The organism is Phycicoccus jejuensis (genome assembly GCF_000720925.1).
Classification (GTDB): Bacteria; Actinomycetota; Actinomycetes; order Actinomycetales; family Dermatophilaceae; genus Phycicoccus; species Phycicoccus jejuensis.
Map to the genome: position 1 here is coordinate 64,758 of NZ_JOEE01000001.1, position 23,436 is coordinate 88,193.

The window sequence follows — 23,436 nt, forward strand, 5'->3', positions numbered from 1 at the left end:
CTCACCACCCGGGCGCGGCGGACCACCCGGCGTCGACGGTGACGGTGGTGCCCGTGATGCCGGAGGCACCCGGTGAGGCGAGGAAGGCGACGGTCGCGGCGACCTCGTCGGGGTCGACGGCCCGCCCGAGCGCCGAGGCCGCCCGCCACCGCTCGACGCCCGCGGGCCACGCCTCGGCGAGCCCGTCACGGTCGACCAGGCCCGGCGCGACCCCGACGACGCGCACGCCGCGCGGCCCGACCTCGTGCGCCGCCGCCCCGACGAGGTGGTGCAGCGCGGCCTTCGCGACGGCGTAGGGGGCGTGGGTCGGCATCGCCCGCAGCCCCTCGATCGAGCCGACGACGACGACCGCGCCGCCGGCGCCCATCCCGGCCGCGGCCTGGCGCAGGAGCACGGCGGTCGGGCGCAGGCCGGCCCGGTGGTAGCCGTCCCACGCGGCGGCGTCGAGGTCGTCCCACGCGAGGTGGTGCTGGGGGAAGGCGTTGAGCACGACGACGTCGGGGGCGCCGAGCGCGTCGGTGCAGCGCCCGAGCAGGTCGGCGCAGGCGGCGTCGAGGTCGGCGGGGGCCTCGAGGTCGAGGTCGGCGTGGAGGGCCAGCGCCCGCCGGCCCAGCCCCTCGACGCCGGCGACGACGGCGCGTGCCCCCGCCTCGTCGCCGCGGTAGTGGACGGCGACGTCGTGCCCGGCGCTCGCGAGGGCCCGGGCCACGGCCGCGCCGAGCCCACCGCTCGCGCCGGTGACGAGTGCGGTCACCGCATCCGCCCGACCGGCTGCTCGCGGGTCAGGGTGCGGATCTCCTCGCCGAACTGCGGGTACCGCGCGACGAGGTCGTCGCGGCGGCCGAGCTCGAAGTGCTCGGGACGGAAGGCCGGGGCGCACCAGCAGGACAGGAGCGTCCACCAGCCGAGGGTCGTCGCGCCCATCCACGTGTTCCTGCGGACGAGGACCTGCGAGTGCTCGCCCCCGACGTAGTTGAGGACGCCGGAGCCACCGGGCCGCAGCCGCAGCAGCGCGGCCGGCGCGCCACCGAGCCACTGCCAGCCCTCGTCGATCGTGAGCCGGTGCATCGCCGAGAACCCGTCGGGCCGGTTGGTCAGCAGCACGGTGATCGCGTTGAGGCCCTGGGTCCGGGGGCCGGCGACGTACCAGGCGCCCTCCTCCGGGATCGGGACCATGCCGAGCCGGTCGATGACCTCCTCGGCGCTCTCGTCCGGTGGGTCGACCTGGAGGACGCCCGCCGCCGCGCTCACGAGGCCTCCGCGGCCGCCCGGGCGCTGGCCCCGACCTCGCGGGCGCGCGCGAGGAGGGCAGGAGTGTCGACGCGGGTGCTGCGCCCGTCGCGCACGACGACCTCGCCGTCGACGAGGACGTCGGTGACGTCGGCGCGACCGGCCGCGAAGACGAGGAGCGCGTGCACGTCGTGCACCGGCGTGAGGTGCGGCTTCTCGAGGTCGAGGAGGACGAGGTCGGCCCGCTTCCCGACCTCGACCGACCCGACGACGTCGCCGAGGCCGAGCGCCCGGGCCCCGTCGATGGTCGCCGCGCGCAGCACGGCGTGGGCGCTCGCGACGTCGGGACGGCCGCTCGTCAGGCGGGCCAGGAGCGCGGCCTGGCGCATCGCCTGCCACATGTCGAGGTCGTTCGAGCTCGAGCAGCCGTCGGTGCCGATGCCGAGGCGGATCCCGCTCTCGCGCACCGTCTCCCACGGCAGGGCGCCGCTGGCGAGCTTCTGGTTGGAGCCGGCGCAGTGCGCGACGGCGGCGCCCGCGGCGGCCAGGCGCTCGCGGTCGCTCGCCGAGAGGTGCACGCCGTGGCCGACGACGAGCGGGAGGTCGCCGTGGAGACAGCCGGCCCCGGCGAGGACCTCGGTGGGGGTCGCGCCGTAGCGGGCCGCGACGTCGTCGTTCTCGGCGGCGTTCTCCGAGACGTGGGTCGTCAGCAGGGCGGGCCCGCCGTCGCGCACCTCGCGCAGCGTGGCGAGCACCTCGGCGAGGTTCTCGGGGGAGCAGGTGTACGTCGCGTGCGGCATGGCCGACACGGGCACCGCCGGGCCGCCGAGCGCCGCCATCGCCGCCGGCCAGGCGCGCATCAGGGCGAGGCGCTCCTCCCAGGCGAGGCCGTCGGGGCCGGGGCCGTCCATGAAGACCGGGCCGATGACGTGCCGGCTGCCCGCCGCGACCGCGCCCCGGTGGGCGGCCTCGTGGTGGAAGTACATGTCGAGCTGCGTGGTGCAGCCGCCGAGCAGCGACTCCAGCGCCCCGAGCGTCGCGCCGAGCTCGACGGTCGGCGGGTCCATCACCGCGCCCTCGGCCGCCCACACGCGGGTGAGGAAGCCCTGGAGGTCGACGTCCTCGGCGAGCCCGCGCAGCAGCGTCATCGGCAGGTGGGTGTGGAGGTTGACCAGGCCCGGCATCAGCAGCCGGCCGCGCGCGTTGAGGACCTCGTCGCCGTCGACCGGGCCGTCGGCCGCCGGCCGGACCTCGGTGATCGTGCCGTCCTCGACGACGACGGTCGTGTCCCGCAGGACGGTGTCGGTGTCGTCGACCGTGACGACGTACGCGGCGCCGTCGATGACCAGCCGGCTCATCCGGCGTCCTCCTCGCTGAACGTGGCCCGGGTGTGGACGAGCTCGTCGAGGACGGCGAGCACCGCGTCGCGGCTGCGGGCCAGCACCGCGTCGATCTCGGCCATGGTGATCGGCTCGTCGGCATCGCCGACCCCGGTCGCGGGGTTGACGACGAGCGAGACCGCCGCGTAGCGCAGGCCGGCCTCGCGGGCGAGGGTGACCTCGGGGACGCCGGTCATCCCGGCGACGTCGCCGCCGGCGAGGCGGGCCAGCCGGATCTCGGCGGCGGTCTCGAAGCGCGGCCCCTCGAAGGCGGCGTAGACCCCGCCGTCGCGCATCGGCCGGCCGACCGCCGCGGCGGCGTCGAGCAGCTCGCGGCGCAGCGCCGGGTGGTAGGGCGCCGAGACGTCGACGTGGACGACGCCCTCGGGGCCCGAGCCGTCGAAGAAGGTGAGCGGCCGCTGCTTCGTGAGGTCGAGGAAGTCGTCGAGGCAGACGAGGTCGCCGGGGGCGAGGTCTGGGTCGATCGAGCCGGTGACGTTGACGGCCACGACGTCCTCGACGCCGAGGTCGGCGAGCGCGCGGATGTTCGCGCGGTAGTTGACGAGGTGCGGCGGCACCGAGTGGCCCGGGCCGTGCCGGGTGAGGAAGACGACCGGCAGCCCGTGCCAGCGGCCGCGGGTGACCCGCGCCGGGCCCCACCGGGTGTCGACGGTCTCCTCGGTGCGGTCCTCGAGGGCCTCGAGGTCGTAGAAGCCGGTCCCGGCGACGACGGCGAGGGGCGGGCGGCTCATGCTCCCGAACGCTACCGCCCGGTCACGGACGGCGGCCACGCGAGCGGTCGGGGCGGTGGCAGGATGCCGCTCCATGGGTGAGGTGGCGCTGGCGGCGACCGGTCCGGTGTCGCTCGCGGCGGGCCGGGCCCTCGCCGACGCCGGGGGCAACGCCGTCGACGTCGCCGTCGCCGCGGCGCTCGCCGCGATGGCCACCGAGCCGGGCATCGTCTCGCTCGGCGGTGGTGCCTTCGTGTCGGTCTGGGGCCCCGACGGCGAGCCCGTCCTCGTCGACGGCACGGTCGAGATGCCGGGCCGCGGCCTGTCCCGCGAGGCCTTCGGGCAGGGCGTGCGCGAGGTCCACACCGAGTATGGGGGCGGCGTGACGATGTTCGCCGGCCACGGGTCGGTGGCGACCCCGGGCGCCGCGTCGGCGTGCGAGGACGTCGTGACCCGCTTCGGGCGGGCGGGATGGTCCGACGTCGTGGCCCCGGCGGCCGCCGCCTGCCGCGACGGGTACCCGATGGGGGGCGCCGCCGCCCGCTACCTCGGCTTCGTCGCCGGCAGCCTCTTCGGGGCCGACCCCGAGGCGCACCGGGTCGTCACCCGCGACGACGGTTCGCCGCTGCGCGCCGGCGACGTCACGACGAACCCGCTGCTCGCCGACGTCCTCGACCTCGTCGGGCGCGACGGCGCCTCCGTCCTCACGACGGGCGAGGTGGGTCGGGCGATGGTCGCCGACATGGCCGCGCACGGTGGGCTCGTGACCGCCGACGACGTCGCCGCCTACCGCGTCCTCGAGCGCGACCCGGTGCGGCGCACCGTCGGCGACTGGGACCTCGCCGCGAACCCGCCTCCGTCGGTGGGCGGTCCGATGCTCGCCGTGATGCTCGGCGAGCTCGCGCGTCGCGGCTCCTACGACTGGGACGACGTGCTGGCCGTCCAGCTCGCCGTGCTGCGCTACCGGCTCGAGGTCCACGACGTCTCGCCCGACCTCGACGCCGCGGGGCACGCGCTCCTGTCCTCGGTCGACCGCCAGGGCCTCGCCGGCCTGCCGACCTCGGCCTCCACCGCGCACGTCTCGGCCGTCGACGCCGACGGGCTCGCCTGCGCCGTCACGGTGTCGGCGGGCTACGGCGCCGGCATCACGGTGCCGGGCACGGGGATCCTCCTCAACAACGCGCTCGGGGAGCCGGAGCTCAACCGGCTCGGCCTCCACGCGCTGGCGCCCGGCACGCGGCTCGCGTCGAACATGGCACCGACGACCGGTCGCACCGCCGACGGCCGCGTCATCGCCGTCGGGTCCCCCGGGGCCGACCGCATCACGACCGCCCTCATGCAGGTGCTCGGCCAGGGGTGCCTCCACGGTGCGGACCTGACGACCGCCATCGAGGCGCCGAGGCTGCACGTCCGGTTCGACGCCGGCGGCCGGCCCGTCGTCGAGCACGAGTCCGACCCGGCCATCACCGCCGCGGTGCACCGGGCCGGCCTGGCGGCCACCGATCACGGCGCCCTCTCGATGTACTTCGGCGGGGTCGGGGCCGCGTACCGGCACGCCGACGGCGCCCTCAGCGCGGCGGGCGACCCGCGGCGCGAGGCCGCGGTGGCCGTCCTCGGTCACGGCTGAGCCGGCGAACGGGGCCGTCGGCCGACCCGCTCGTGACCTGCGGGTCAGCAGTTGGCAAAGAATCGCGTGGGTTGCCCTCTGCCCTATTCCCACAGCGCCGGATCCGTGGTTGCCTGTCGCCACCGTTGTTCAGACGCAGGCAGGTGCGTCGCGGGGAAGACAGGACACCGATGAGACATCCCCTCTCCCACAGGTCGGGGCGCGTCGCGCTCGCCGGCCTGGCCGCCGCAGCCCTCACCACGGGGTCGTTCGGCGCCTCGGGCGCCGTCGCGAAGGGGCCCGCTGACCCGGGTCTCCTGCGCGAGAAGGCCCCCCAGGCCACTCTCCAGAAGACCGAGGTCAAGGAGACCCCCTCGGCCACCACGACCGAGAAGAAGCTCGGCCAGCACGACGTGCAGCTGCTCGAGAAGGCGGAGGCGGCCGGCACCAAGCGGGTCACCCTCATCATGGCCGTCGACAAGGGCACGACGAAGCAGGTCGCCGCGTCCATCCGCGCCCAGGGCGGCTTCGTCGGCATGACCAACGACAAGGTCGGCTACGTGCGGGCCAGCGTCCCCACGAAGGCCGTCCCCGGTGTCGCGGCGCTCGCGAAGGTCCGCGCCGTCGACCTCGACGAGTCGGTCAAGCTCCCCACGCCGGGGGCCGAGGGCAAGGCCGGCGCCGTGCGCACCCTCGCGGGGCCGGGGAAGTCCACGCCGAACGCCAACCCGTACATGCCGACCCGCGAGACCGGGTCCGTGGACTTCAAGAAGGCCAACCCGACGTGGGACGGCCGCGGCGTGACCATCGGTGTCCTCGACTCGGGTGTCGACCTCGACCACCCGGCCCTGGCCACGACCTCCACCGGCGAGCGCAAGATCGTCGACTGGGTGACGGCCACCGACCCGATCTTCGACGGTGACGCCACCTGGCGACCGATGCTGACGCAGGTCGAGGCCACCCCGTCGTTCACCCTCACGGGTGTCGGCACCTATCGGGCGCCCAAGAGCGGCTCCTTCTACTTCAGCCGTTTCTCCGAGTCGATCACCGCGGCGAGCGAGCCCGGCGGCGACGTCAACCGCGACGGTGACACCACCGACCGGTTCGGCATCCTCTACGACGCGACGACCCACGACATCTGGGTCGACAGCAACCTCGACAACGTCTTCTCCGCCGACGAGCTCATGCGGCCGTACAACGAGAAGTACGACATCGGCCACTTCGGCGTCGACGACCCGTCGACCGACATCGTCGAGAGCATGCCGTTCGTCGTCGAGTACCGCGAGGACGTCGACATGAGCCCCTACGGCGGGCCCTACGTCGGGACCACCGCGGACTTCGTCAACATCGGCATCGTCGAGGACGCGCACGGCTCGCACGTCGCGGGCATCGCGGCCGGGCACAGCCTGTTCGGCGGCAGGATGGACGGCCAGGCGCCCGGCGCCAAGATCGTCTCCTCGCGCGCCTGCACCTGGGGCGGCGGCTGCACCAACGCGGCGCTGACCGACGGCATGGTCGACCTCGTCGCCAACCGCGGCGTCGACGTCGTCAACATGTCGATCGGTGGCCTCCCGGCCCTCAACGACGGCGCGAACGCCCGGGCGGAGCTGTACAACCGGCTCATCGACGTCTTCGGCGTCCAGCTGTTCATCTCGGCCGGCAACTCCGGCGCCGGCATCAACACCGTCGGTGACCCGTCGGTCGCGACCGACGTCGTGAGCGTCGCCTCCTCGGTCTCGAAGGAGACCTGGCTGGCCAACTACGGCTCGCAGGTGTCGAGCAAGCTCGCGCTGCACAACTACTCCTCGCGCGGCCCGCGCGAGGACGGCGGCTTCAAGCCGAACATCATGGCGCCGGGCTCGGCCATCTCGACCGTGCCCCAGTGGCTCAAGCAGCCCGACCTCGCCGAGGCCGGCTACACGCTGCCGATCGGCTACGCGATGTTCAACGGCACGTCGATGGCCTCCCCGCAGGCCGCCGGCTCCGCCGCGCTCCTGCTCTCGGCCGGCTTCCAGACCCAGACGCCGATCACCCCGAAGCAGCTGCGTGAGTCGATGTACACCAGCGCCGACTACCAGAAGAAGCTCGAGGCGGTCGGCCAGGGCACCGGCCAGACCGACGTCCCCGGTGCGTGGAACCTGCTCAAGAAGCGGTCGAACGTCCGCGGCGAGTACACCACCACGGCCCCGGTCTGCACCGCCCTCTCGGGCTTCCTCACGACCCCGAACCAGGGCACCGGCCTCTACGTCGACTGCCCCGCCGGCCAGGGTGGCCTCAAGGTGGGCCAGACCAAGCGGTACACCGTCAAGGTCGCGCGGACGACGGGCACCTCGCAGCGGGTCAAGCACACGGTCCGCATCATCGGCAACGACGGGACCTTCTCGGCGCCGTCCTCGGTGCGCATCGGTCGCGGCGGCGAGGTCTCCATCCCGGTGACCACGAAGGTCAAGACCCGTGGGCTGCACTCGGCGATCCTCGAGATCGACGACCCGACGACCCGGCTGGTCGACCACCGCGTGATGCTCGCGGTCGTCGCCTCGACCGACGTCACGAAGCCGTCGTACTCGACGGTCACCCGCGGCACGGTCGAGCGCAACCTCTTCAAGCGGGTCTTCGTCACGGTCCCCGAGGGCGCCAAGGCGCTCCAGGTGAACCTGTCGGGCATCGCCACGAAGAGCCAGGTCCGCTGGGTCGCGTTCAACCCGTACGGCGTCCCGGTCGACACCACGTCGACGCCGTTCTGCTACACGAACTACAGCGACCCGGCCACCTGCAAGCCGCAGTCCCGGGCCTACGCCAACCCGATCCCGGGCGTGTGGGAGCTGCTCGTCGAGTCGCGGCGCACCTCGCCGTTCCTCGACAACCCGTTCGTGCTGACCGCGGCCGTCCAGGGCCTCACGGTCGACCCGGAGACCCAGACCGTCGACGCCCCCGTCGGTGAGTCGACCCCGGTCTCCTGGACGGTGAAGAACGACTTCGGCACCGTGACGGTCAACCCGCGCGGCGGCTCGCTCGGCTCGGCCCACGCCGAGCGCGCGACCATCGCCGACGGCAACCAGGCCACGTACGAGGTCGTCGTGCCGGAGGGCGCGACCCGCCTCGACGCGGCGATCGGCAACACCTCGGACCTCAGCGCCGACCTGGACCTCACGGTCTTCGACGCCGACGGCAACCAGGTGGCGCAGTCGGCCGACGGTGACTCGGAGGAGGCGGTCTCGATCGCCAACCCGGCGCCCGGCACCTACACCGTCGTCATCGACGGCTACTCGGTCCCGGCGGGCACGACGGAGTACGACTACCGTGACGTGTTCTTCAGCCCGGCCCTCGGCACGCTCGACGTGCCGTCGGGCTCGGTCACCCTCGCGGGTGGGGCCTCGGTCACGGTCAACGGGGCCATCTCGCCCGACGCCGCGGCCGAGAACGGTCGTCAGCTGTTCGGGGAGATGAACCTGCTCTCCACGGAGGGTGCGGTCCTCGGGACGGGCTCGGTGCTCGTCTCGGCTCCGGCGCAGAGCTGACGCACGCGTCGCACGGAGGGCCCCGCGGGTACGTCCCGCGGGGCCCTTCCGCGTGCCGTGGGCGTGCCACCGGCCACGGCCGGTCCCGTGCGAGAGTGCCGGGGTGAGCGCGCCGCCCGAGGACACCTCCCCGTCGCAGCACCGCGAGGTCCTGCGCCTGGCCCTGCCGGCCTTCCTCGCCCTCGTCGCCGAGCCGCTCTTCCTCCTCGTCGACTCGGCCATCGTCGGGCGGCTGGGCGTCGAGCCGCTCGCCGGCCTCGGGGTCGCGAGCGCCGTGCTGCTGACCGCCGCCAACGTCTTCGTCTTCCTCGCCTACGGCACGACGAGCGTCGTCGCGCGCCGGCTCGGGGCGGGCTCGCGCGAGGGTGCGGTGTCGGCGGGGCTCGACGGCACCTGGCTCGCGGTCGGGCTCGGCGTCCCGACCGCCCTGCTCGTCGCCCTCCTCGCCCGGGACCTCTCGGGCGCCTTCGGGGCCTCCGCGGCCGTCGTCGACGAGGCCACCACCTACCTCGCGGTCTCGGCGGTCGGGCTCCCCGCGATGCTCGTCGTCCTCGCGACGACCGGGGTGCTGCGGGGCCTGCAGGACACCCGCACCCCGCTCGTCGTCGCGGTCGGCGGGTTCGGGGCCAACGCGCTGCTCAACCTCTGGTTCGTCCACGGGCTCGGCTGGGGCATCGCCGGGTCCGCGTGGGGGACCGTGCTCGCGCAGTGGGGGATGGCCCTCGCGCTCGGGTCGGTGCTCGTCCGCGAGGCCCGGCGCGCCCGCCTGCCGCTGCGGGCCCATCCCGGCCGCGTGCTCGCGGCAGCGCGCGGCGGCGTGCCCCTGCTCGTCCGCACGCTGGCGCTGCGCGCGGTGCTGCTCCTCACGACGTGGGTCGGCGCCGGCTTCGGGGACGTGCCGCTCGCGGCCTACCAGGTCACCGCGACGCTCTGGTCGTTCCTCGTCTTCGCCCTCGACGCCCTCGCCATCGCGGCGCAGGCCATCACCGGGCGCACGCTCGGTGCGGGCGACGTGGCGCGGACGCGGGCGGCGACGCGGCTCATGGTGCGTTGGGGCGTGCTCGGCGGTGTCGTGCTCGGGGTGCTGGTCCTCGCGGTCCGCCCGTGGGTGGGGGCGTGGTTCACGCCGGACCCGGCCGTGCAGGCGGCCGTCGCGGCGGGCCTGACCGTCGTCGCGCTCCAGCAGCCGCTGTCGGGGTTCGTGTTCGTCGTCGACGGCGTCCTCATCGGTGCGGGCGACGGGCGCTGGCTCGCGGTGGCGATGGTCGGGACGCTCGTGGCCTACGTCCCGGTCGCCCTCGGCGTGCGGGCGGCCGCGGACTGGCTCCTCGAGGGGGGCAGCGTCCTCGGGCAGGAGCACGCCCTCATCTGGCTCTGGCTGGCCTTCACGGCGTTCATGGCGGTGCGCGGCACCCTGCTCTGGCTGCGGGTGCGCACCGACCGGTGGATGGTGACCGGCGCCCCCCGCTGACCGGGCCCCCTCTTCCGCGAACGCGTGTGAACCCGCCGGGGAGGACCGGCGGTTCCACACGCGTTCGCGGACGGGACGGGGCGGAGGAGGGGGTGCGGGGGCGCTCAGGCGAGGCCGAGCGCGCGTGCCTCCTCCCACAGCTCGTCGCGGACGTCCGGGTGGGCGGCGTCGCGGATGATGTGCCGGCACTGGCCGCGCTGGTCGTACCCGAAGAGCTCCGCGGCGCCCTGCTCGGTGACGATCGCGGTCTGCTGCACGCTCGTCACGGGCTCGTCGAGGAGCGGGACGACGGTGGAGCAGTTCGCCTTCGGGTGCCACGAGCGCAGCGCGATGAAGGACTGCCCGCCCGGCGAGTGCAGCGCCCCGACGACGAAGTCGGTCTGGCCGCCGAAGCCCGAGTGGATGCGCGCGTCGATGCGCGAGGCGTTGGCCTGGCCGAAGAGGTCGACCTCGAGCGCGGAGTTGACTGAGGTCATCCGGCGCTGGTGGGCGATGAGCCCGGGGTCGTTGGTCGTCTCGGTCCGGGTCATCCGCACCCGCGGGTTGCCGTCGACCCAGTCGTAGAGGTCCTGGGAGCCGAACAGGAACGACGTCGTCAGCGGGTGGTCGCGGTCGAGCGCGCCGGCCCGGTCGAGGGCGACGACGCCGTCGGAGAACATCTCGGTCCACACGCGCAGGTCGCGCCGGCCGGTCAGGGCCGCGATCGTCGCGTCCGGGATGCCGCCGATGCCCGCCTGGATGGTCGCGCCGTCGGGGACGCGCGCCGCGATGCGCTCGCCGATGAGCCGGCTGTCGTCGTCGGGGACGAGCGGCTGGTGCGTCGGCAGGGGCGCCGAGACCTCGACGGCGAGGTCGACCGCCTCGACCGGGAGCAGGGCGTCGCCGCCGGTGTACGGCATCCGGTCGTTGACGACCGCGACGACGAGGCCGGAGCGGGCGCGGCAGGCGTCGATGGCCGCCGGGAGGACGTTGACCTCGATGCCGAGCGAGAGCATCCCGTCGCGCGGTGGCGCGCAGTGGACGACGACGACGTCGGGGGCGAGCGGCCCGCCGTAGAGCACGGGGACCAGCGAGAGCCGGCTCGGGACGTACGAGAGGTTCGAGTGGCGGCGCATCCCGCCGCCGACGAAGCAGGTCTCGGCGGTGACCCCGGGCCGGTCCGGGATCCCCGGTGGCGCGTTGAGGGCGTGGAGAACGTACTCCTGGCGTCCCTCGTCGAGGACCCGGACGGCCTCCCAGGGCACGGCCACGTTGCCGGAGACGACGACGCGGGGGACCCCCGGGAGGGCGGCGAGGTGGCGGCCGAGCTGGTCGAGCGTGACTGTCCGCACGACACCCATCATGGCCCGTCGCGGGCACGCGCACACGGCAGGTGAGGCTGTCCTGACCCCTTCCGGCCACGCCGTGGCGGGCCTAGCGTGGACGCCATGTGCCGCAACATCCGCCAGCTCCACAACTTCGAGCCGCCCGCGACGAGCGAGGAGGTGCGGGCCGCCGCGCTCCAGTACGTGCGCAAGGTGAGCGGGTCGACGCGGCCGTCCCAGGCCAACGAGGAGGCCTTCGCCCGGGCCGTCGACGAGGTCGCTCACGCCACCGCGCACCTGCTCGACGCGCTCGTCACGCAGGCCCCGCCCAAGGACCGCGAGGTGGAGGCCGCCAAGGCCCGCGCCCGCGCGGCGGAGCGCTACGGCCGCACCGGCTGACACCGGTGTCCGGCAGGTCGGGCGGGCCACGACGTGATGCAGATGCCTCCCGTCGCCTGTGGACCGTGACACGCCCGAAACTTTCTGTCGCGCACAGGGGGTGGACGGAGACGTCGCAGGTCAGGGCCGTGCGGTGCGATCCGTCGGTGCGTCGTCCACAGGGTTCTCCACCGACGGTGCACAACTCCGCCCGGCGTTTTCCCCACCTCGTCCACACCCTGTCCACAGCCGTTCGGCGCCGGGGTTGGAGGTCGCCGCCCGCAGGTCCTACGGTGACTCGGACGTCCCGGTGTCGGTGCCTTCTGGTGGGGTGAGCACCAGGCCGACGGACGTCGCGCAGGCGGTCCGCTCGGGGTCGCACGGACCGGTCCAGGAAGGGGCGCACGGGTGAGCATCGCGGAGCTGAGCGAGGCCTTCTCCGTTCCCAGCGACCGCCCGGACGAGCGGGTCCCCCCGCAGGACCTCCACGCCGAGCAGTCGGTCCTCGGCTCGATGCTCCTCGACAAGGACGCCATCGCCGACTGCCTCGAGGAGGTCAAGGCCCACGACTTCTACCGGCCGGCCCACGAGGCGATCTTCGACGCCGTCCTCGACCTCTTCGGCCGCGGCGAGCCGGCCGACGCCATCACCGTCGCCGACGAGCTCTCCAAGCGCGGCGACCTCACCCGCGTCGGCGGGCAGGCGTACCTCCACCAGCTGATCCAGTCGGTGCCGACCGCCGCCAACGCCGGCTACTACGCCGAGATCGTCCACGAGCGGGCCGTGCTGCGCCGCCTCGTCGAGGCCGGGACGCGCATCGTCCAGATGGGGTACGCGCAGGGCGAGGGTGACATCGACGACATCGTCAACCGCGCCCAGGCCGAGGTCTACTCGGTCGCCGAGAAGCGCGGCGGCGAGGACTACCACGCGCTCGGCGAGCTGCTCAACGAGACGATGGAGGAGATCGAGGCCGCCTCCGGCCGCACCGACGACCTCATCGGTGTCCCCACCGGGTTCATCGAGCTCGACGAGCTGACCCACGGCCTGCACCCCGGCCAGATGATCGTCGTCGCCGCGCGACCGGCCGTCGGAAAGTCGACGCTCGGCATCGACATCGTCCGGGCGGCCGCCATCAAGCACGGGATGGCCGCGGCCGTCTTCTCCCTCGAGATGAGCCGCACCGAGATCACGATGCGCATCCTCTCGGCCGAGGCGACCATCCAGCTCCAGGACCTGCGCCGCGGCCTGAAGAACCAGGAGCAGTGGACCAAGCTCGCCCGGATCATGGGCAAGATCTCGGACGCGCCGCTGTTCATCGACGACAGCCCGAACATGTCGCTCATGGAGATCCGGGCCAAGGCGCGCCGGCTCAAGCAGCAGCACAACCTCAAGCTCATCGTCATCGACTACCTCCAGCTGATGACGAGCGGCAAGAAGGTCGAGTCGCGCCAGCAGGAGGTCGCCGAGTTCTCGCGTGCGCTCAAGCTGCTCGCCAAGGAGCTCGAGGTGCCGGTCATCGCGGTCTCGCAGCTCAACCGTGGCCCCGAGCAGCGCACCGACAAGCGCCCGCAGATGTCGGACCTGCGTGAGTCGGGCTCGATCGAGCAGGACGCCGACGTCGTCATCCTCCTGCACCGCGACCGCTCGGACCCCGAGCGCGAGGGCGAGGCCGACGTCATCGTCGCCAAGCACCGCAACGGGCCGACCGCCGACATCGTCCTGGCCTTCCAAGGGCACTACTCGCGCTTCAACAACATGGCGCGCGACGGCGGCTTCTGACCCCCTCCGCGACTTCTTGCCCATCCGCCACCTGTGGGGCCGGTTTCCGGGGGTGGTGAGGTGGCGGATGGGCAATCAGTCCCCGGGTCGCGACTTCTTGCGAGTTCGGCCGGTCGACGCGCCGGTGGTGCGGCGTGTCAGCGGCGGAACTCGCAATCAGTGGGCTAGGTGACGGTCGGGGGCGTCGTGAGGTCGGGGGAGCGGGCCGGCGTGGGACAGTGGGCCGCATGTCCCTGCGCCACGTCGACCGGGCCGTGGCCGGGTACACAGCCTCCCGCCCGCGGCTCGTCCCCGCGACCGAGCAGTTCGTCGCCGACGTCGCCGCGACGATCGACGAGGCCGGCATCAACTACCTGAGCGTCACCGGCCGCACGAAGTCGGTGGCCTCCTTCGCCGCCAAGGCCCGCGGGGTGCTCGCGGCCGACGGTGCGGCCGACCCGCTCGTCGCCGTGACCGACCAGGTCGGCGTCCGCGTCATCACCTACGTGCAGCGCGACATCGATGCCGTCGCCGACCTGCTCGCCGAGCACTTCACCGTCCTCGACGACCGCGACCTCGGGGTCGAGACCGCCGCCGCCGGCCGCTTCGGCTACGCGAGCCGCCACCTCCTCGTGACGCGCTCGACCGAGCCCGGCGCCGGCTACGAGCCGCTGCGGTGCGCGTCGGTCCAGCTGCGGACCGTGCTGCAGCACGCGTGGGCCGAGTTCGAGCACGACATCCGCTACAAGGGGACGGTCCCGCCCGAGCAGGTGCCCGACCTCGACCGCCGCTTCACGCTCGCGGCCGGCCTCCTCGAGCTCGCCGACCGTGAGTTCCAGACCATCCGCGACCGGCTGCAGGCGGGCTTCGGCACGAGCGGGGTCGACGCCGGCGACGAGCTCGACCCGCGGATCAGCGCCCAGGAGCTCGCGACCTTCCTCGCCGGCCGGTACTCGAGCGCGGGGTGGTCGCGCACCGACCACTACGAGTGGATCGCCGGGCTGCTCCTCGAGCTCGGCATCGCGTCCCTCGACGAGCTGAGCGAGGTCCTGCGCGACATCGACAGCGCCGCCGTCACCGCCGCCATGGACTACCGCTACCCGCCCGGGGCCGTCCGCCGGCTCGACGACGACCTCCTCGCGCGCTTCGGGGAGCGCTACCTCGCCCTCCACGGCAACGCCCACCGGCACGACGCCCTCGCGGCGCGGGCCGCTCGCCTCAGCGGGTGACGCGCTGGACCGTGCCGTCGGTGCGGCTGGCGACCCAGAGCGTGCGCGACCCCGGCGCGACGGCCACGGTGTTCGGCTGCTGGACGGTCGGGTACCGGACGACCTCGCGCGGTGCCGACCCCGAGACGTCCACGCCCACGACCTCGTTGAGCGCGGTCAGGGTCACCCACACGAGGCCGCCCTCCGCGTCGGCGGCGAGGCCGTAGGGGCTGCCGGCGAGGGCCAGCGACCCGACCTGTCGCAGCGGGTCGACCGAGAACAGCAGCAGAGCGTCGCCCCGGGTGTCGGCGACGGCGACCAGCCCCGGCCGGGCGAGGATGCCGTGGGTCGGCCCCGCGCCGGCCGGCACCCGGGCGACCCGGGTCATCCGGTCGAGGTCGTAGCTCGTGAGCGACCAGTCGGCGACGTCGACGGCCAGGGCCGTGCGCCCGTCGGCGACGACGCCGCCCGGCTGGCGCAGGTCGTCGAAGGTGTGGACGACCCGGCCGTCCCGGACGACGCTCATCGAGCCGCTGAACTCGTCGCCGACGAGGATGTCGCCGCCCTCCGCGCCCGTCGCGTCGTGGGGCACGTGGCCGACCGGGGTCGTGCGGGTGAGTCCGGTCGCGGTGTCGACCTCGACGAGCTCGTCGGCGGCCTCGTTGGCCACGAGCACCGTCCCGCCGCCCGCGGTGAGGCCGAGGTGGCGCACCGTGCCGGGGACGTCCACCGTGCGACGCACGGCGAGCGTCGTGGGGTCGAGGAGGACGAGGCGGTCCGGGCGACGGACGCCCACGGCGAGCAGGCCGCTCGCGGGGTCGAGGACGATCCCCTCGGGCGAGTAGCCGACCGGCACGACCCGGCCGGCGGGCTCCACGCTCGGCGTCGGGGCCACGGCCGGCTCGGCGCCGGGGCCGCCGCCCGCGTGGTGGTCGGCGGGATCCGGCGGCTCGTCACCGGAGCACGCGACGATGGCGGAGACGGCACCCACCACACCCGCGCCGAGGACGAGACGGCGGCCGACGGGGCGAGGAGGGGTCACCGGCCCGAGTCTGCCCGAGGCCGGTCCCCGGACGGCTGTGCACATCCGGCGGGCCCGTCGTGCGTGCAGGCCAGCCGGGCCGGGTAGCCCTCCGGTGTCCCGTCCCCGACCCCACCGGAGGCCCTCCGTGCCCACCGCCCCCCGCGCCGTGCTCCTCGACGTCGACGGCACCCTCGTCGACACCTCCTACGCGCACACGACGTGCTGGTGGCAGGCCCTGCGCGAGCACGGGCACGTCGTGCCGATGCACCGCATCCACCGGGCCATCGGCCTCGGGTCGGACCGCATCGTCGGCCACCTCCTCGACGGGGACGACGAGGCGGTCGCCGACGAGGTCGTCGCCTCGCACGCGGCGCTGTTCGCGGCGTGGCACGAGCGGCTCGTCCCGCTGCCCGGCGCCCGCGACCTCGTGCGGCGCTGCCACGAGGCGGGGATGGTCGTCGTCCTGTCCACGTCGGCAGGCCGGACCGACCTCGACGCCCTGCGGAGCGCGCTCGACGCCGACGACTGGGTCGACGAGAGCACCACCAGCTCCGACGCCGAGCGCAGCAAGCCCGACACCGACATCCTCGACGTCGCCCTCGAGCGGATCGGGCTGGGCGCCGGGCAGGCGGTGTTCGTCGGCGACTCCGTCTGGGACGCCGAGGCCGCACGCCGCGCCGGGATGCCGTGCGTCGGCGTCGAGTGCGGGGGCACGAGTGCGGCCGAGCTGCGGGAGGCCGGCTGCGTCGAGACGTACGCGGACCCGGCCGACCTGCTCCGACACTGGCAGGAGTCAGCCCTCGCCGGCGTCACCGGGGGCTGACCGGCCGGCGGCGGCCGGTCAGGTCAGTCGCGCGACCCACTCGCGCAGCAGCCAGGCGAAGCGTTCGGGGTGGTCCATCGAGGGCAGGTGCGCGGCGTCCGGCCAGTCGACGCGACCGACGTCGGGCGCGCCCGCGACGACGCGGTCCGCGGCGTCGTGCACCGTCGCGAGGTCGTGCCCACCGACGAGGACGAGCACCGGCACCTCGAGCCGCGAGAGGCGCTCGACCGCGGGCGGCTCCGGCTCGTCGACGTCGAGGTCGCCGAGCAGCGCCTCGACGTCGAAGGCGCGCCGCTGCATCGTCGCGACGGCCCGGCGCGAGGCCGGGTCGACGTCGGCGTCGGTGCGTCCCGGGCCGACGAGCCACGTCCGGACGTTGAGCGCGACGGCGCCGTCCAGGTCGCCGGCCGCGACCAACGCGCGCTCGGCCTCGACGAAGGCCCGCAGGTCCTCCGTCATCGTCACGAGGAGGCTGCCGCCCGGCGGGGCGAGGACGAGCGAGCGCACGAGGTCGCGTCGCTCGAGGGCGACCTCGGCCGCGACCCCGGCGCCGAACGACGCGCCGACGAGGTGGCACGGGCCGGTGGCCAGCTCGTCGAGGAGGGCCGCGACGTCATCGCGGTGGCACACGCTGCCGTCGGGTGCCGTGTCCGAGGCGCCGAAGCCGCGCAGGTCCAGCCGCACGACGTCGAGCGCGTCGGTCAGGGTGTCCCACACCGGGTCCCACATCCGCCGGTCGGCGACCCCGGCGTGCAGGAGCACGACGGTCGATGCCTCGGGCCGGCCGGCGCGCTCGTACGCGACGGACCGGTCGCTCAACGGCACGCGGGACCGGGGACGGACGTCATGCGGTCAGTCAACGCCGCAGGCAGCCGGCGCGGCAAGCGGTTTACGGACGATGCGCGGCTCAGGCGGCCCGCCACGGCATCCCGGCGAGGACCTCCTCGAGCACCCCGACGCCGTGGTCGACGTCCTCCGGGGTCGTGTAGGGCGCGACGGACAGCCGGAGCACCGGGCCCTCGTCGGTGCCGGCGCACCAGAGGTCGACGCCGCGCGCGTGCATCCGGCGCAGGGCCTCCTCGGGATCGACCGGCGGGAGGCCGACCGCGACCATCGCGGGGGCGCGCGGCGCCGGGGCGAGGACGCTCGTGCCGGGCAGCGCGAGCAGGAGGGTCTCGGCGTGCCCGGTCAGCTTCTCCCAGTGGTCGACCAGCCCGTCGTCGAGCAGCTCGCGGTGGTAGGCGAGGGCGGTCGGGGCGACGAGGTGGGCGACGACGTCGTCCGTCCCGCCCCAGGCGAACCGCTCCGTCAGCGACCCCGACTGCGAGTACCAGCTGGTGACGACCGGGCGCAGGTCGTCGGCGGCGTCGTCGGGCACGACGAGGAAGCCCGCGCCCTTGGGCAGGTGCAGCCACTTGTGGAGGGTCAGGCAGACGAAGACCCCCGGACGCCGCACCGGCATCCTCAGCTGGCCGGCGGTGTGGGCGCCGTCGACGACGGTCGCGACGCCGCGCGGCGAGAGCTCGGCGGAGAGCCGGTCGACCTCGTTGACCTGCGACCAGGGCGAGGTGACGTGGCTGACGACCACCGCCCTCGTGCGCGGGCCGCAGGCGTCGAGCAGCCGCTCGACGAGCCCCTCGTGCCGACCGTCGACCACCTCGACGTCGACCCCGCGCGCAGCGAGCACACCCATGAGCGCGACGGTGGCCTCGTACTCGCGGCTCGTGACGACCACCTGCTCGCCGGGGCGCAGCGCGAGGTGGTCGACCACCGTCTGCATCGCCGTCGTGGCGTTGCGGACGAACACGCCGCGGTCCTCGGGCACGCCGAGGTGCGCGCAGACGGCGCGGCGGCTGGCGTCGAGCTGCGGGAAGAGCCGGTGGTGGTAGAAGCCCGGGTAGTCGGCCTCGGCGTCGGCCCGGACCTCGCGGGCGGCGTCGAGCACCGTCGCGGGCGTGGCCCCGAACGAGCCGTGGTTGAGGAAGGTACGGCCGCGGGCCAGCGCGTAGTCGTCCCGTCGGTCCATGACGGACATCCTCACCCGTCCGACCCCCTCCCGGGCCTCCGAGCGCCACGGATTCCACAGCGACGGTGAGCGGAATACCCACGGCCCGCTGACCGCTGGACCCTGCATGACCGTTCCCCGCATCACGCTCAACGACGGCACGACCATCCCCCAGCTCGGCTTCGGGGTGTTCCAGATCGAGCCGTCGGACACCGCAGAGGCCGTCACGCGCGCCCTCGAGATCGGCTACCGCCACATCGACACCGCGGAGATGTACGGCAACGAGGCGGAGGTCGGCGAGGCCATCCGCACCTCCGGCATCCCGCGCGACGAGATCTACGTGACCTCCAAGCTCAACAACGGCTTCCACCGCCCGGACGACGCGAAGCGCGCCTTCGGCGAGACGATGGAGAAGCTCGGGCTCGACAAGATCGACCTCTTCCTCATCCACTGGCCGCTCCCGACGCTCTACGACGGCGACTACGTCTCGACGTGGCGCACGATGGCGTCCTTCGTCGAGGACGGGCGCGCCGCCTCCGTCGGTGTCTCGAACTTCCAGCCGGCGCACCTCGAACGCATCGTCGCCGAGACCGGTGTGGTGCCGGCCGTCAACCAGGTCGAGGTCCACCCGTACTTCACGAACGAGGCCGTCCGCGCGGCCGACGCCGAGCACGGCATCGCGACCGAGGCGTGGTCGCCGATCGCGCAGGGCAAGGTACTCGGCGACCCGGTCATCACCGAGATCGCGCAGGCCAAGGGCGTCTCCCCGGCGCAGGTCACGCTGCGCTGGCACATCGAGCGCGGTGACATCGTCTTCCCGAAGTCGGTGACCCCCGAGCGCATCCGCGAGAACTTCGAGATCTTCGGCTTCTCGCTGACCCCGGACGAGGTCTCGCGCATCTCGGCGCTCGACCAGGGCGAGGAAGGCCGCACCGGCCCCAACCCCGACGAGTTCGACTACGTCCCCGAGTGACGTCTCGCTGACCGCCCGAGGGCCCGGCTCCACCAGGGGGCCGGGCCCTCGCGCGTCCCCCCGGGTCTTCCCACGAGTCACCTGCGTATCGGGTGACCCGATACGACCGCGCTTCACCCGAGAACCGTTCCGGGGTGAAGCGCACCCGTATCGGGTGACCCGATACGCGTGAGGTCTGGCGCGGCGAGGCGCGTCAGGGGGAGGCCAGCAGGTCGCCGTGGAGGACGGTGAACCAGCCGTCCGGCGCGTCGGCCCAGGCCCGCCAGTCCGCCGCGACCGCCCCGAGCTCGGCCGCGGCGCAGCGCTCCTCGCGCAGCAGCTGGTCGGCCAGCCGCGACCCCGTCATCCGGTCCGCCCAGGAGCCGCCCCACCAGGCCCGGTCCTCGGGGGTCGCGAAGCACCACGTCGAGGCGGTCACGCGTGGCGCGGGGAAGCCCGCCTCCAGCGCCCAGCCGAGCAGGCGCCGACCCGCGTCGGGCTCACCGCCGTTGGCCCGGGCGGCGTCGCGGTAGAGGTCGAGCCAGCGGTCGATGCCCGCCGGCCGCGGCCACCAGGCGAAGGCGGCGTAGTCGGCGTCCCGGGCGGCGACCACCCCGTCAGGACGGCAGACGCGTCGCATCTCGCGCAGGGCCCGCACGGGGTCGGCGACGTGCTGGAGCACCTGGTGGGCGTGCACGACGTCGAACGAGCCGTCCGGGAAGGGCAGGTCGTGCACGTCGCCCACGACGAGGTCGGCCCCGACACCGCGCCGGCGCAGCTCCGCGGCGGTGAGGGCGAGGGAGGCGTCGTCCGCCTCGAGCGCCGTGACCCGGCCGGGGGCCACGAGCCCGGCGAGGTCGGCGGTGATGGTGCCCGGTCCCGAGCCGACGTCGAGCAGGCGCAGGCCCGGACGCAGCCGCGGCAGGAGGTGCGCGGCCGAGTTCTCGGCCGTGCGCCACCGGTGCGAGCGCAGGACGGGCTCGGCGTGTCCGTGCGTGTAGGGGACCATCACCCCACGGTCACTCCCGCGGGAGGCGCGGGCAAGGGGGTGCTCGCGTCCCGGTCGGGCGGTGTCCACGGGGTGGTCGGTTGCCTGCGGGTCAGTACCAGTGCGGGGAGCGGGCCTGCCAGGCGTTCCACGCCGCGCACGGCGAGCCGTAGGCCCGCTGGATGTAGTCCATCCCCCAGCGGACCTGCGTCGTCGGGTCGGTCAGCCAGTCCGACCCGGCGCTCGCCATCTTCCAGCTCGGCAGGGCCTGGGGGATGCCGTAGGCGCCCGACGAGGGGTTGGTCGCGCTCCAGCTCCAGCCCGACTCGCCGTTCCACAGGTCGACGAGGCAGCCGTACTGGTCGCCGCCCCAGCCGTGGGCGCCGAGCAGCGAGCGGGCCGTGCGCTGGGCGCTCGCCGCGGAGCCACCTCCCGCTCCGACCACCGGCGTCGAGGCGCCGCCCCGCGCGGCGCGGTCGCGGGCGGCGCGGGCCTCGCGCGCGGCCCGGCGACGGGCCTGCGCCGTCGCCCGCGCGCGGGCCCGGGCGAGCGCCTGCAGGCCGGTCGCGCGCTGGGTCGCGAGCCGGTCGGCCCGGGCGCGCAGCGCGGTGACCTGCGCGTCGAGGGCCTCGGCGCGGGCGGCGAGGGCGGCTGCGACGACGCGGGCCGTCCGACCGTTCGTCGATTTCCCCCGCCGGCAGGCGCGTCCACCAACTGACGAATGTGTCAGTTTCTGTACACCGTCGGCCTCGTGGACGTGGACGAGCTGACGGATGTGTCGACTCGTGCACACGGGTGCGGCCGGCAGGCGTGCAGGAGTCGACGAAAGCGTCGACTCCCGTCCGCTCACGCCGACCCGCGGCCGGGTCTCGACGTGTCGCCCGACGACCGACACACTGGCCCGCATGGGCACCCCGTACGTCGTCACCCGCTCGACGACGACGAGCGCGCCGCCGGCGGCCGTCCACGCGCTGCTCGAGGACTTCCACGCCTGGCCGCGGTGGTCGCCGTGGGAGGAGCTCGACCCGGCGATGCGCCGCACGTACTCCGGCGCCGCGCGCGGTCCCGGCGCCCGCTACGCGTGGGGCGGCAACCGCAAGGCGGGCCGCGGCACGATGGAGGTCGTCGGCTCCACCCCCGAGCAGGTCGACGTCGACCTCGCGTTCGAGAAGCCCTTCCCGTCGCGCTCGCGCGTCGAGTTCGTGCTCACCCCGCAGGCCACCGGCGGGACAGGGGTCGAGTGGCGGATGCGCGGCGAGCTCTCCCCGGTCATGCGCGTGTTCTCGCTCGTGAAGTCGATGGACTCGCTCGTCGGCCCCGACATGGAGCGCGGCCTCGCCCGGCTGCGCGCCGCCGCGGAGACGCCCGCCGGCTGAGCCCCCGTCAGCCGCGCCGGCGGGAGCGTCGGGTCAGCAGGGCGTCGACACCCCAGAGCACGCTCGCCACGACGAGCCCGAAGACGAGGATGAGGACGAGTGTCGTCGCCACCGAGCCGTAGCCGAGGGCGACGACGTTGGTGAAGTCGTACGGGTAGGCGCCGACGACCGCCCCGCGCCCGAGCATCCACGCGACCCACGCGAGGGGCACGACGAGGGCGAAGGGGACGAGCCGGCCGGTCACCCAGCCCCGCGGGCCGGCGACGAGCCAGACGAGGACGGTCAGCGCCGGCGTCACGACGTGGAGGATCGGGTCGGTCAGCCGCGACCAGCCGACGACGTCGGCGGTGGGGGCGAGGAGCACCTGGTAGACGATGGCCGTGACGGTGATCATCAACAGCGCATCGAGCCGGATCACCCTCTCCAGGAGGCCTGTCCGGGTGGGGCGCAGGACGAGCAGGGTCGCCGACACCGCGACGACGACGTTGGACCAGATGGTGAAGTAGCTGAGGGTGTCGGCCAGTCGCGAGACCACGCCCGCCGCCCCGTCGGGGTGCAGGCCGTAGAGGCCGCGCGGCGGTACCGACTCGGCGTACCCGCCGGCGCCGGAGATCACGAGCGTGAGCACGAGCCCCAGCCACGCGACACCGGCGTTGAGGCCGAAGGCGGCGCGGGCCGCTCGGGACGGGGCGGGGGCTGCGACGTCGACCACGGGGCGAGTATGCCCGCGGGACAGGGCGATGCCCGCGCGGCGCGCCTCGTCAGAGCCGGTGGCGCCGGCCGCGACCAGGGAGCGTGTGCGCGGCCGCGGCGGCGAGGTCCCCGACGACGACGCACCACAGGAGCGGCACGGTCGGGACGCCTCCGGGCACGAGCGCCAGGGCGACGGCCGCCACGCCGGCGCATCCCGCGACCCATCTCGTGGCCGGATGACCGATCCGGCTGCGCGACAGCGCGACCGCCTGCGCCAACAGGCCGATCCCGAGCACCCCGGCGCCCGCCGCCCAGGCCGGTCGGGCTGCCGCGAGGTCCTGGGGGCCGAGCAGCCCCACGGCCGTGGCGGCCAGCACCAGGGCGTAGCCGAGCCGGCCGAGCAGTGCGGCGCGCGCGGCGGGTCGTGCGGCGGCCCGGGTGCGCCGCCACGCAGCGCGCGCGGCCAGGGCCTGCAGGCCGGCCACGAGGACGAAGGACGCGGCGACGTCGACCGTCGCGGTCCCGACCCGTCCGGCGGCCACCAGGGCCGGCACGGTGAGGGCGGTCGCGGCCACGACGGGGCCGAGCACCGCGAGGCCCGTCGGCGTCGCCCGGTCGGTCCCGGCGAGGACGCCGCCCCGCGCCACGGACGAGCGGGATGCGGCGGCGGGCCCCTCGACGGGGAGGGTGTCGCGCGCTGCGGTCGTGGTCATGGCTCGAGCGTGGCCCCCGCGCCGTCGGGCGTCTGTCGGGGGCGACCCTGACCCGACCCGGAGCGGAAGCCCGCACGTGCGGGGTCGTCGGGGTGCGGGAGGGGACGGGGTCGCGGAAAGCCGGCACGTGCGGGGTTGTCGGGGTGCGGGAGAGGACGGGGCCGCGGAAAGCCCGCACGTGCCGGGTCGTCGGGGTGCGGGAGAGGACGGGACCGCGGAAAGCCCGCACGTGCGGGGTCGCCGTGGTGCGGGAGGCGAGGGGGTCGCGGAAAGCCCGCA

The 23,436-nt window shown here is 74.7% G+C and carries 21 protein-coding genes; 9 read left to right on the forward strand and 12 right to left on the reverse strand.

Going from position 1 to position 23,436, the window contains the following annotated elements; all coding sequences use genetic code 11:
* Position 1: 1 nt before the first annotated feature.
* From IG69_RS0100285 to IG69_RS0100300, 4 genes are read right to left on the reverse strand one after another with little or no spacing between them, the layout of a single operon-like run.
* On the reverse strand, positions 2 to 754 hold the full coding sequence (locus IG69_RS0100285) for an SDR family NAD(P)-dependent oxidoreductase (RefSeq protein ID WP_030526188.1): 753 nt from the start codon (positions 752 to 754) through the stop codon (positions 2 to 4).
* Positions 751 to 1,251, reverse strand: coding sequence for a cupin domain-containing protein (locus IG69_RS0100290; protein WP_245616042.1), 501 nt, complete (start codon positions 1,249 to 1,251; stop codon positions 751 to 753). The genes IG69_RS0100285 and IG69_RS0100290 overlap by 4 nt, the downstream gene beginning before the upstream one ends.
* The gene (locus tag IG69_RS0100295) at positions 1,248 to 2,588 is read right to left on the reverse strand and encodes an amidohydrolase family protein (protein ID WP_030526190.1); all 1,341 of its coding nucleotides are present in this window, start codon (positions 2,586 to 2,588) and stop codon (positions 1,248 to 1,250) included. The genes IG69_RS0100290 and IG69_RS0100295 overlap by 4 nt, the downstream gene beginning before the upstream one ends.
* On the reverse strand, positions 2,585 to 3,361 hold the full coding sequence (locus IG69_RS0100300) for an S-methyl-5'-thioinosine phosphorylase (protein WP_036828595.1): 777 nt from the start codon (positions 3,359 to 3,361) through the stop codon (positions 2,585 to 2,587). The genes IG69_RS0100295 and IG69_RS0100300 overlap by 4 nt, the downstream gene beginning before the upstream one ends.
* Before the next feature lie 73 nt (positions 3,362 to 3,434).
* On the opposite strand from IG69_RS0100300, the gene IG69_RS0100305 reads away from it, so the two are divergent.
* The 3 genes from IG69_RS0100305 (at position 3,435) to IG69_RS0100315 (ending at position 9,935) form a co-directional block, all read left to right on the forward strand.
* Positions 3,435 to 4,967, forward strand: a complete 1,533-nt coding sequence (locus tag IG69_RS0100305; protein WP_030526192.1) for a gamma-glutamyltransferase — start codon at positions 3,435 to 3,437, stop codon at positions 4,965 to 4,967.
* Positions 4,968 to 5,137: 170 nt separating this feature from the next.
* Positions 5,138 to 8,464, forward strand: a complete 3,327-nt coding sequence (locus IG69_RS0100310; RefSeq protein WP_030526193.1) for a S8 family serine peptidase — start codon at positions 5,138 to 5,140, stop codon at positions 8,462 to 8,464.
* A gap of 103 nt (positions 8,465 to 8,567) precedes the next feature.
* The gene (locus tag IG69_RS0100315; RefSeq protein ID WP_030526194.1) at positions 8,568 to 9,935 is read left to right on the forward strand and encodes an MATE family efflux transporter; all 1,368 of its coding nucleotides are present in this window, start codon (positions 8,568 to 8,570) and stop codon (positions 9,933 to 9,935) included.
* A 104-nt stretch (positions 9,936 to 10,039) separates the two neighbouring features.
* Here IG69_RS0100315 and IG69_RS0100320 read toward each other — a convergent pair whose 3' ends face one another.
* Positions 10,040 to 11,266: an acetyl-CoA hydrolase/transferase family protein gene (locus tag IG69_RS0100320; RefSeq protein WP_030526195.1), complete on the reverse strand. Its 1,227-nt coding sequence runs from the start codon at positions 11,264 to 11,266 to the stop codon at positions 10,040 to 10,042.
* A gap of 96 nt (positions 11,267 to 11,362) precedes the next feature.
* Here IG69_RS0100320 and IG69_RS0100325 point away from each other — a divergent pair, with 96 nt between their 5' ends.
* The 3 genes from IG69_RS0100325 (at position 11,363) to IG69_RS0100335 (ending at position 14,604) form a co-directional block, all read left to right on the forward strand.
* Positions 11,363 to 11,638 (forward strand): DUF2277 domain-containing protein, encoded by a 276-nt coding sequence (locus IG69_RS0100325; protein ID WP_030526196.1) that lies wholly within the window; start codon positions 11,363 to 11,365, stop codon positions 11,636 to 11,638.
* 387 nt (positions 11,639 to 12,025) lie between these two features.
* On the forward strand, positions 12,026 to 13,396 hold the full coding sequence (gene dnaB / locus IG69_RS0100330; RefSeq protein ID WP_030526197.1) for a replicative DNA helicase: 1,371 nt from the start codon (positions 12,026 to 12,028) through the stop codon (positions 13,394 to 13,396).
* Positions 13,397 to 13,623: 227 nt separating this feature from the next.
* Positions 13,624 to 14,604, forward strand: coding sequence for a GTP pyrophosphokinase (locus tag IG69_RS0100335; protein WP_030526198.1), 981 nt, complete (start codon positions 13,624 to 13,626; stop codon positions 14,602 to 14,604).
* Here the strand turns inward: IG69_RS0100335 and IG69_RS0100340 are convergent.
* Positions 14,594 to 15,625, reverse strand: a complete 1,032-nt coding sequence (locus IG69_RS0100340; RefSeq protein WP_051749955.1) for a YncE family protein — start codon at positions 15,623 to 15,625, stop codon at positions 14,594 to 14,596. The two genes, IG69_RS0100335 and IG69_RS0100340, sit on opposite strands and share 11 nt — an antisense overlap.
* Before the next feature lie 127 nt (positions 15,626 to 15,752).
* Here IG69_RS0100340 and IG69_RS0100345 point away from each other — a divergent pair, with 127 nt between their 5' ends.
* The gene (locus tag IG69_RS0100345; RefSeq protein ID WP_030526200.1) at positions 15,753 to 16,430 is read left to right on the forward strand and encodes an HAD family hydrolase; all 678 of its coding nucleotides are present in this window, start codon (positions 15,753 to 15,755) and stop codon (positions 16,428 to 16,430) included.
* An 18-nt stretch (positions 16,431 to 16,448) separates the two neighbouring features.
* On the opposite strand, the gene IG69_RS0100350 is transcribed toward IG69_RS0100345, so the two are convergent.
* Positions 16,449 to 17,249: an alpha/beta fold hydrolase gene (locus IG69_RS0100350; RefSeq protein WP_030526201.1), complete on the reverse strand. Its 801-nt coding sequence runs from the start codon at positions 17,247 to 17,249 to the stop codon at positions 16,449 to 16,451.
* Positions 17,250 to 17,337: 88 nt separating this feature from the next.
* On the reverse strand, positions 17,338 to 18,456 hold the full coding sequence (locus tag IG69_RS0100355) for an aminotransferase class V-fold PLP-dependent enzyme (protein ID WP_030526202.1): 1,119 nt from the start codon (positions 18,454 to 18,456) through the stop codon (positions 17,338 to 17,340).
* 106 nt (positions 18,457 to 18,562) lie between these two features.
* Between IG69_RS0100355 and IG69_RS0100360 the strand changes: the two genes are divergently transcribed.
* On the forward strand, positions 18,563 to 19,408 hold the full coding sequence (locus IG69_RS0100360) for an aldo/keto reductase (protein ID WP_030526203.1): 846 nt from the start codon (positions 18,563 to 18,565) through the stop codon (positions 19,406 to 19,408).
* Positions 19,409 to 19,601: 193 nt separating this feature from the next.
* On the opposite strand, the gene IG69_RS0100365 is transcribed toward IG69_RS0100360, so the two are convergent.
* Complete coding sequence (locus IG69_RS0100365; RefSeq protein ID WP_030526204.1) at positions 19,602 to 20,396, reverse strand: class I SAM-dependent methyltransferase; 795 nt, start codon at positions 20,394 to 20,396, stop codon at positions 19,602 to 19,604.
* Between the two features lie 91 nt (positions 20,397 to 20,487).
* Positions 20,488 to 21,168 (reverse strand): aggregation-promoting factor C-terminal-like domain-containing protein, encoded by a 681-nt coding sequence (locus IG69_RS0100370; RefSeq protein WP_051749956.1) that lies wholly within the window; start codon positions 21,166 to 21,168, stop codon positions 20,488 to 20,490.
* 112 nt (positions 21,169 to 21,280) lie between these two features.
* Here IG69_RS0100370 and IG69_RS0100375 point away from each other — a divergent pair, with 112 nt between their 5' ends.
* On the forward strand, positions 21,281 to 21,751 hold the full coding sequence (locus tag IG69_RS0100375) for an SRPBCC family protein (protein WP_030526206.1): 471 nt from the start codon (positions 21,281 to 21,283) through the stop codon (positions 21,749 to 21,751).
* Between the two features lie 7 nt (positions 21,752 to 21,758).
* Here the strand turns inward: IG69_RS0100375 and IG69_RS0100380 are convergent, their stop codons facing one another.
* Together IG69_RS0100380 and IG69_RS0100385 are read right to left on the reverse strand one after the other, a co-directional pair.
* Positions 21,759 to 22,463, reverse strand: coding sequence for a Pr6Pr family membrane protein (locus IG69_RS0100380; protein WP_030526207.1), 705 nt, complete (start codon positions 22,461 to 22,463; stop codon positions 21,759 to 21,761).
* Between the two features lie 49 nt (positions 22,464 to 22,512).
* Positions 22,513 to 23,157, reverse strand: a complete 645-nt coding sequence (locus tag IG69_RS0100385; RefSeq protein ID WP_030526208.1) for a hypothetical protein — start codon at positions 23,155 to 23,157, stop codon at positions 22,513 to 22,515.
* Between the last annotated feature and the right edge of the window lie 279 nt (positions 23,158 to 23,436).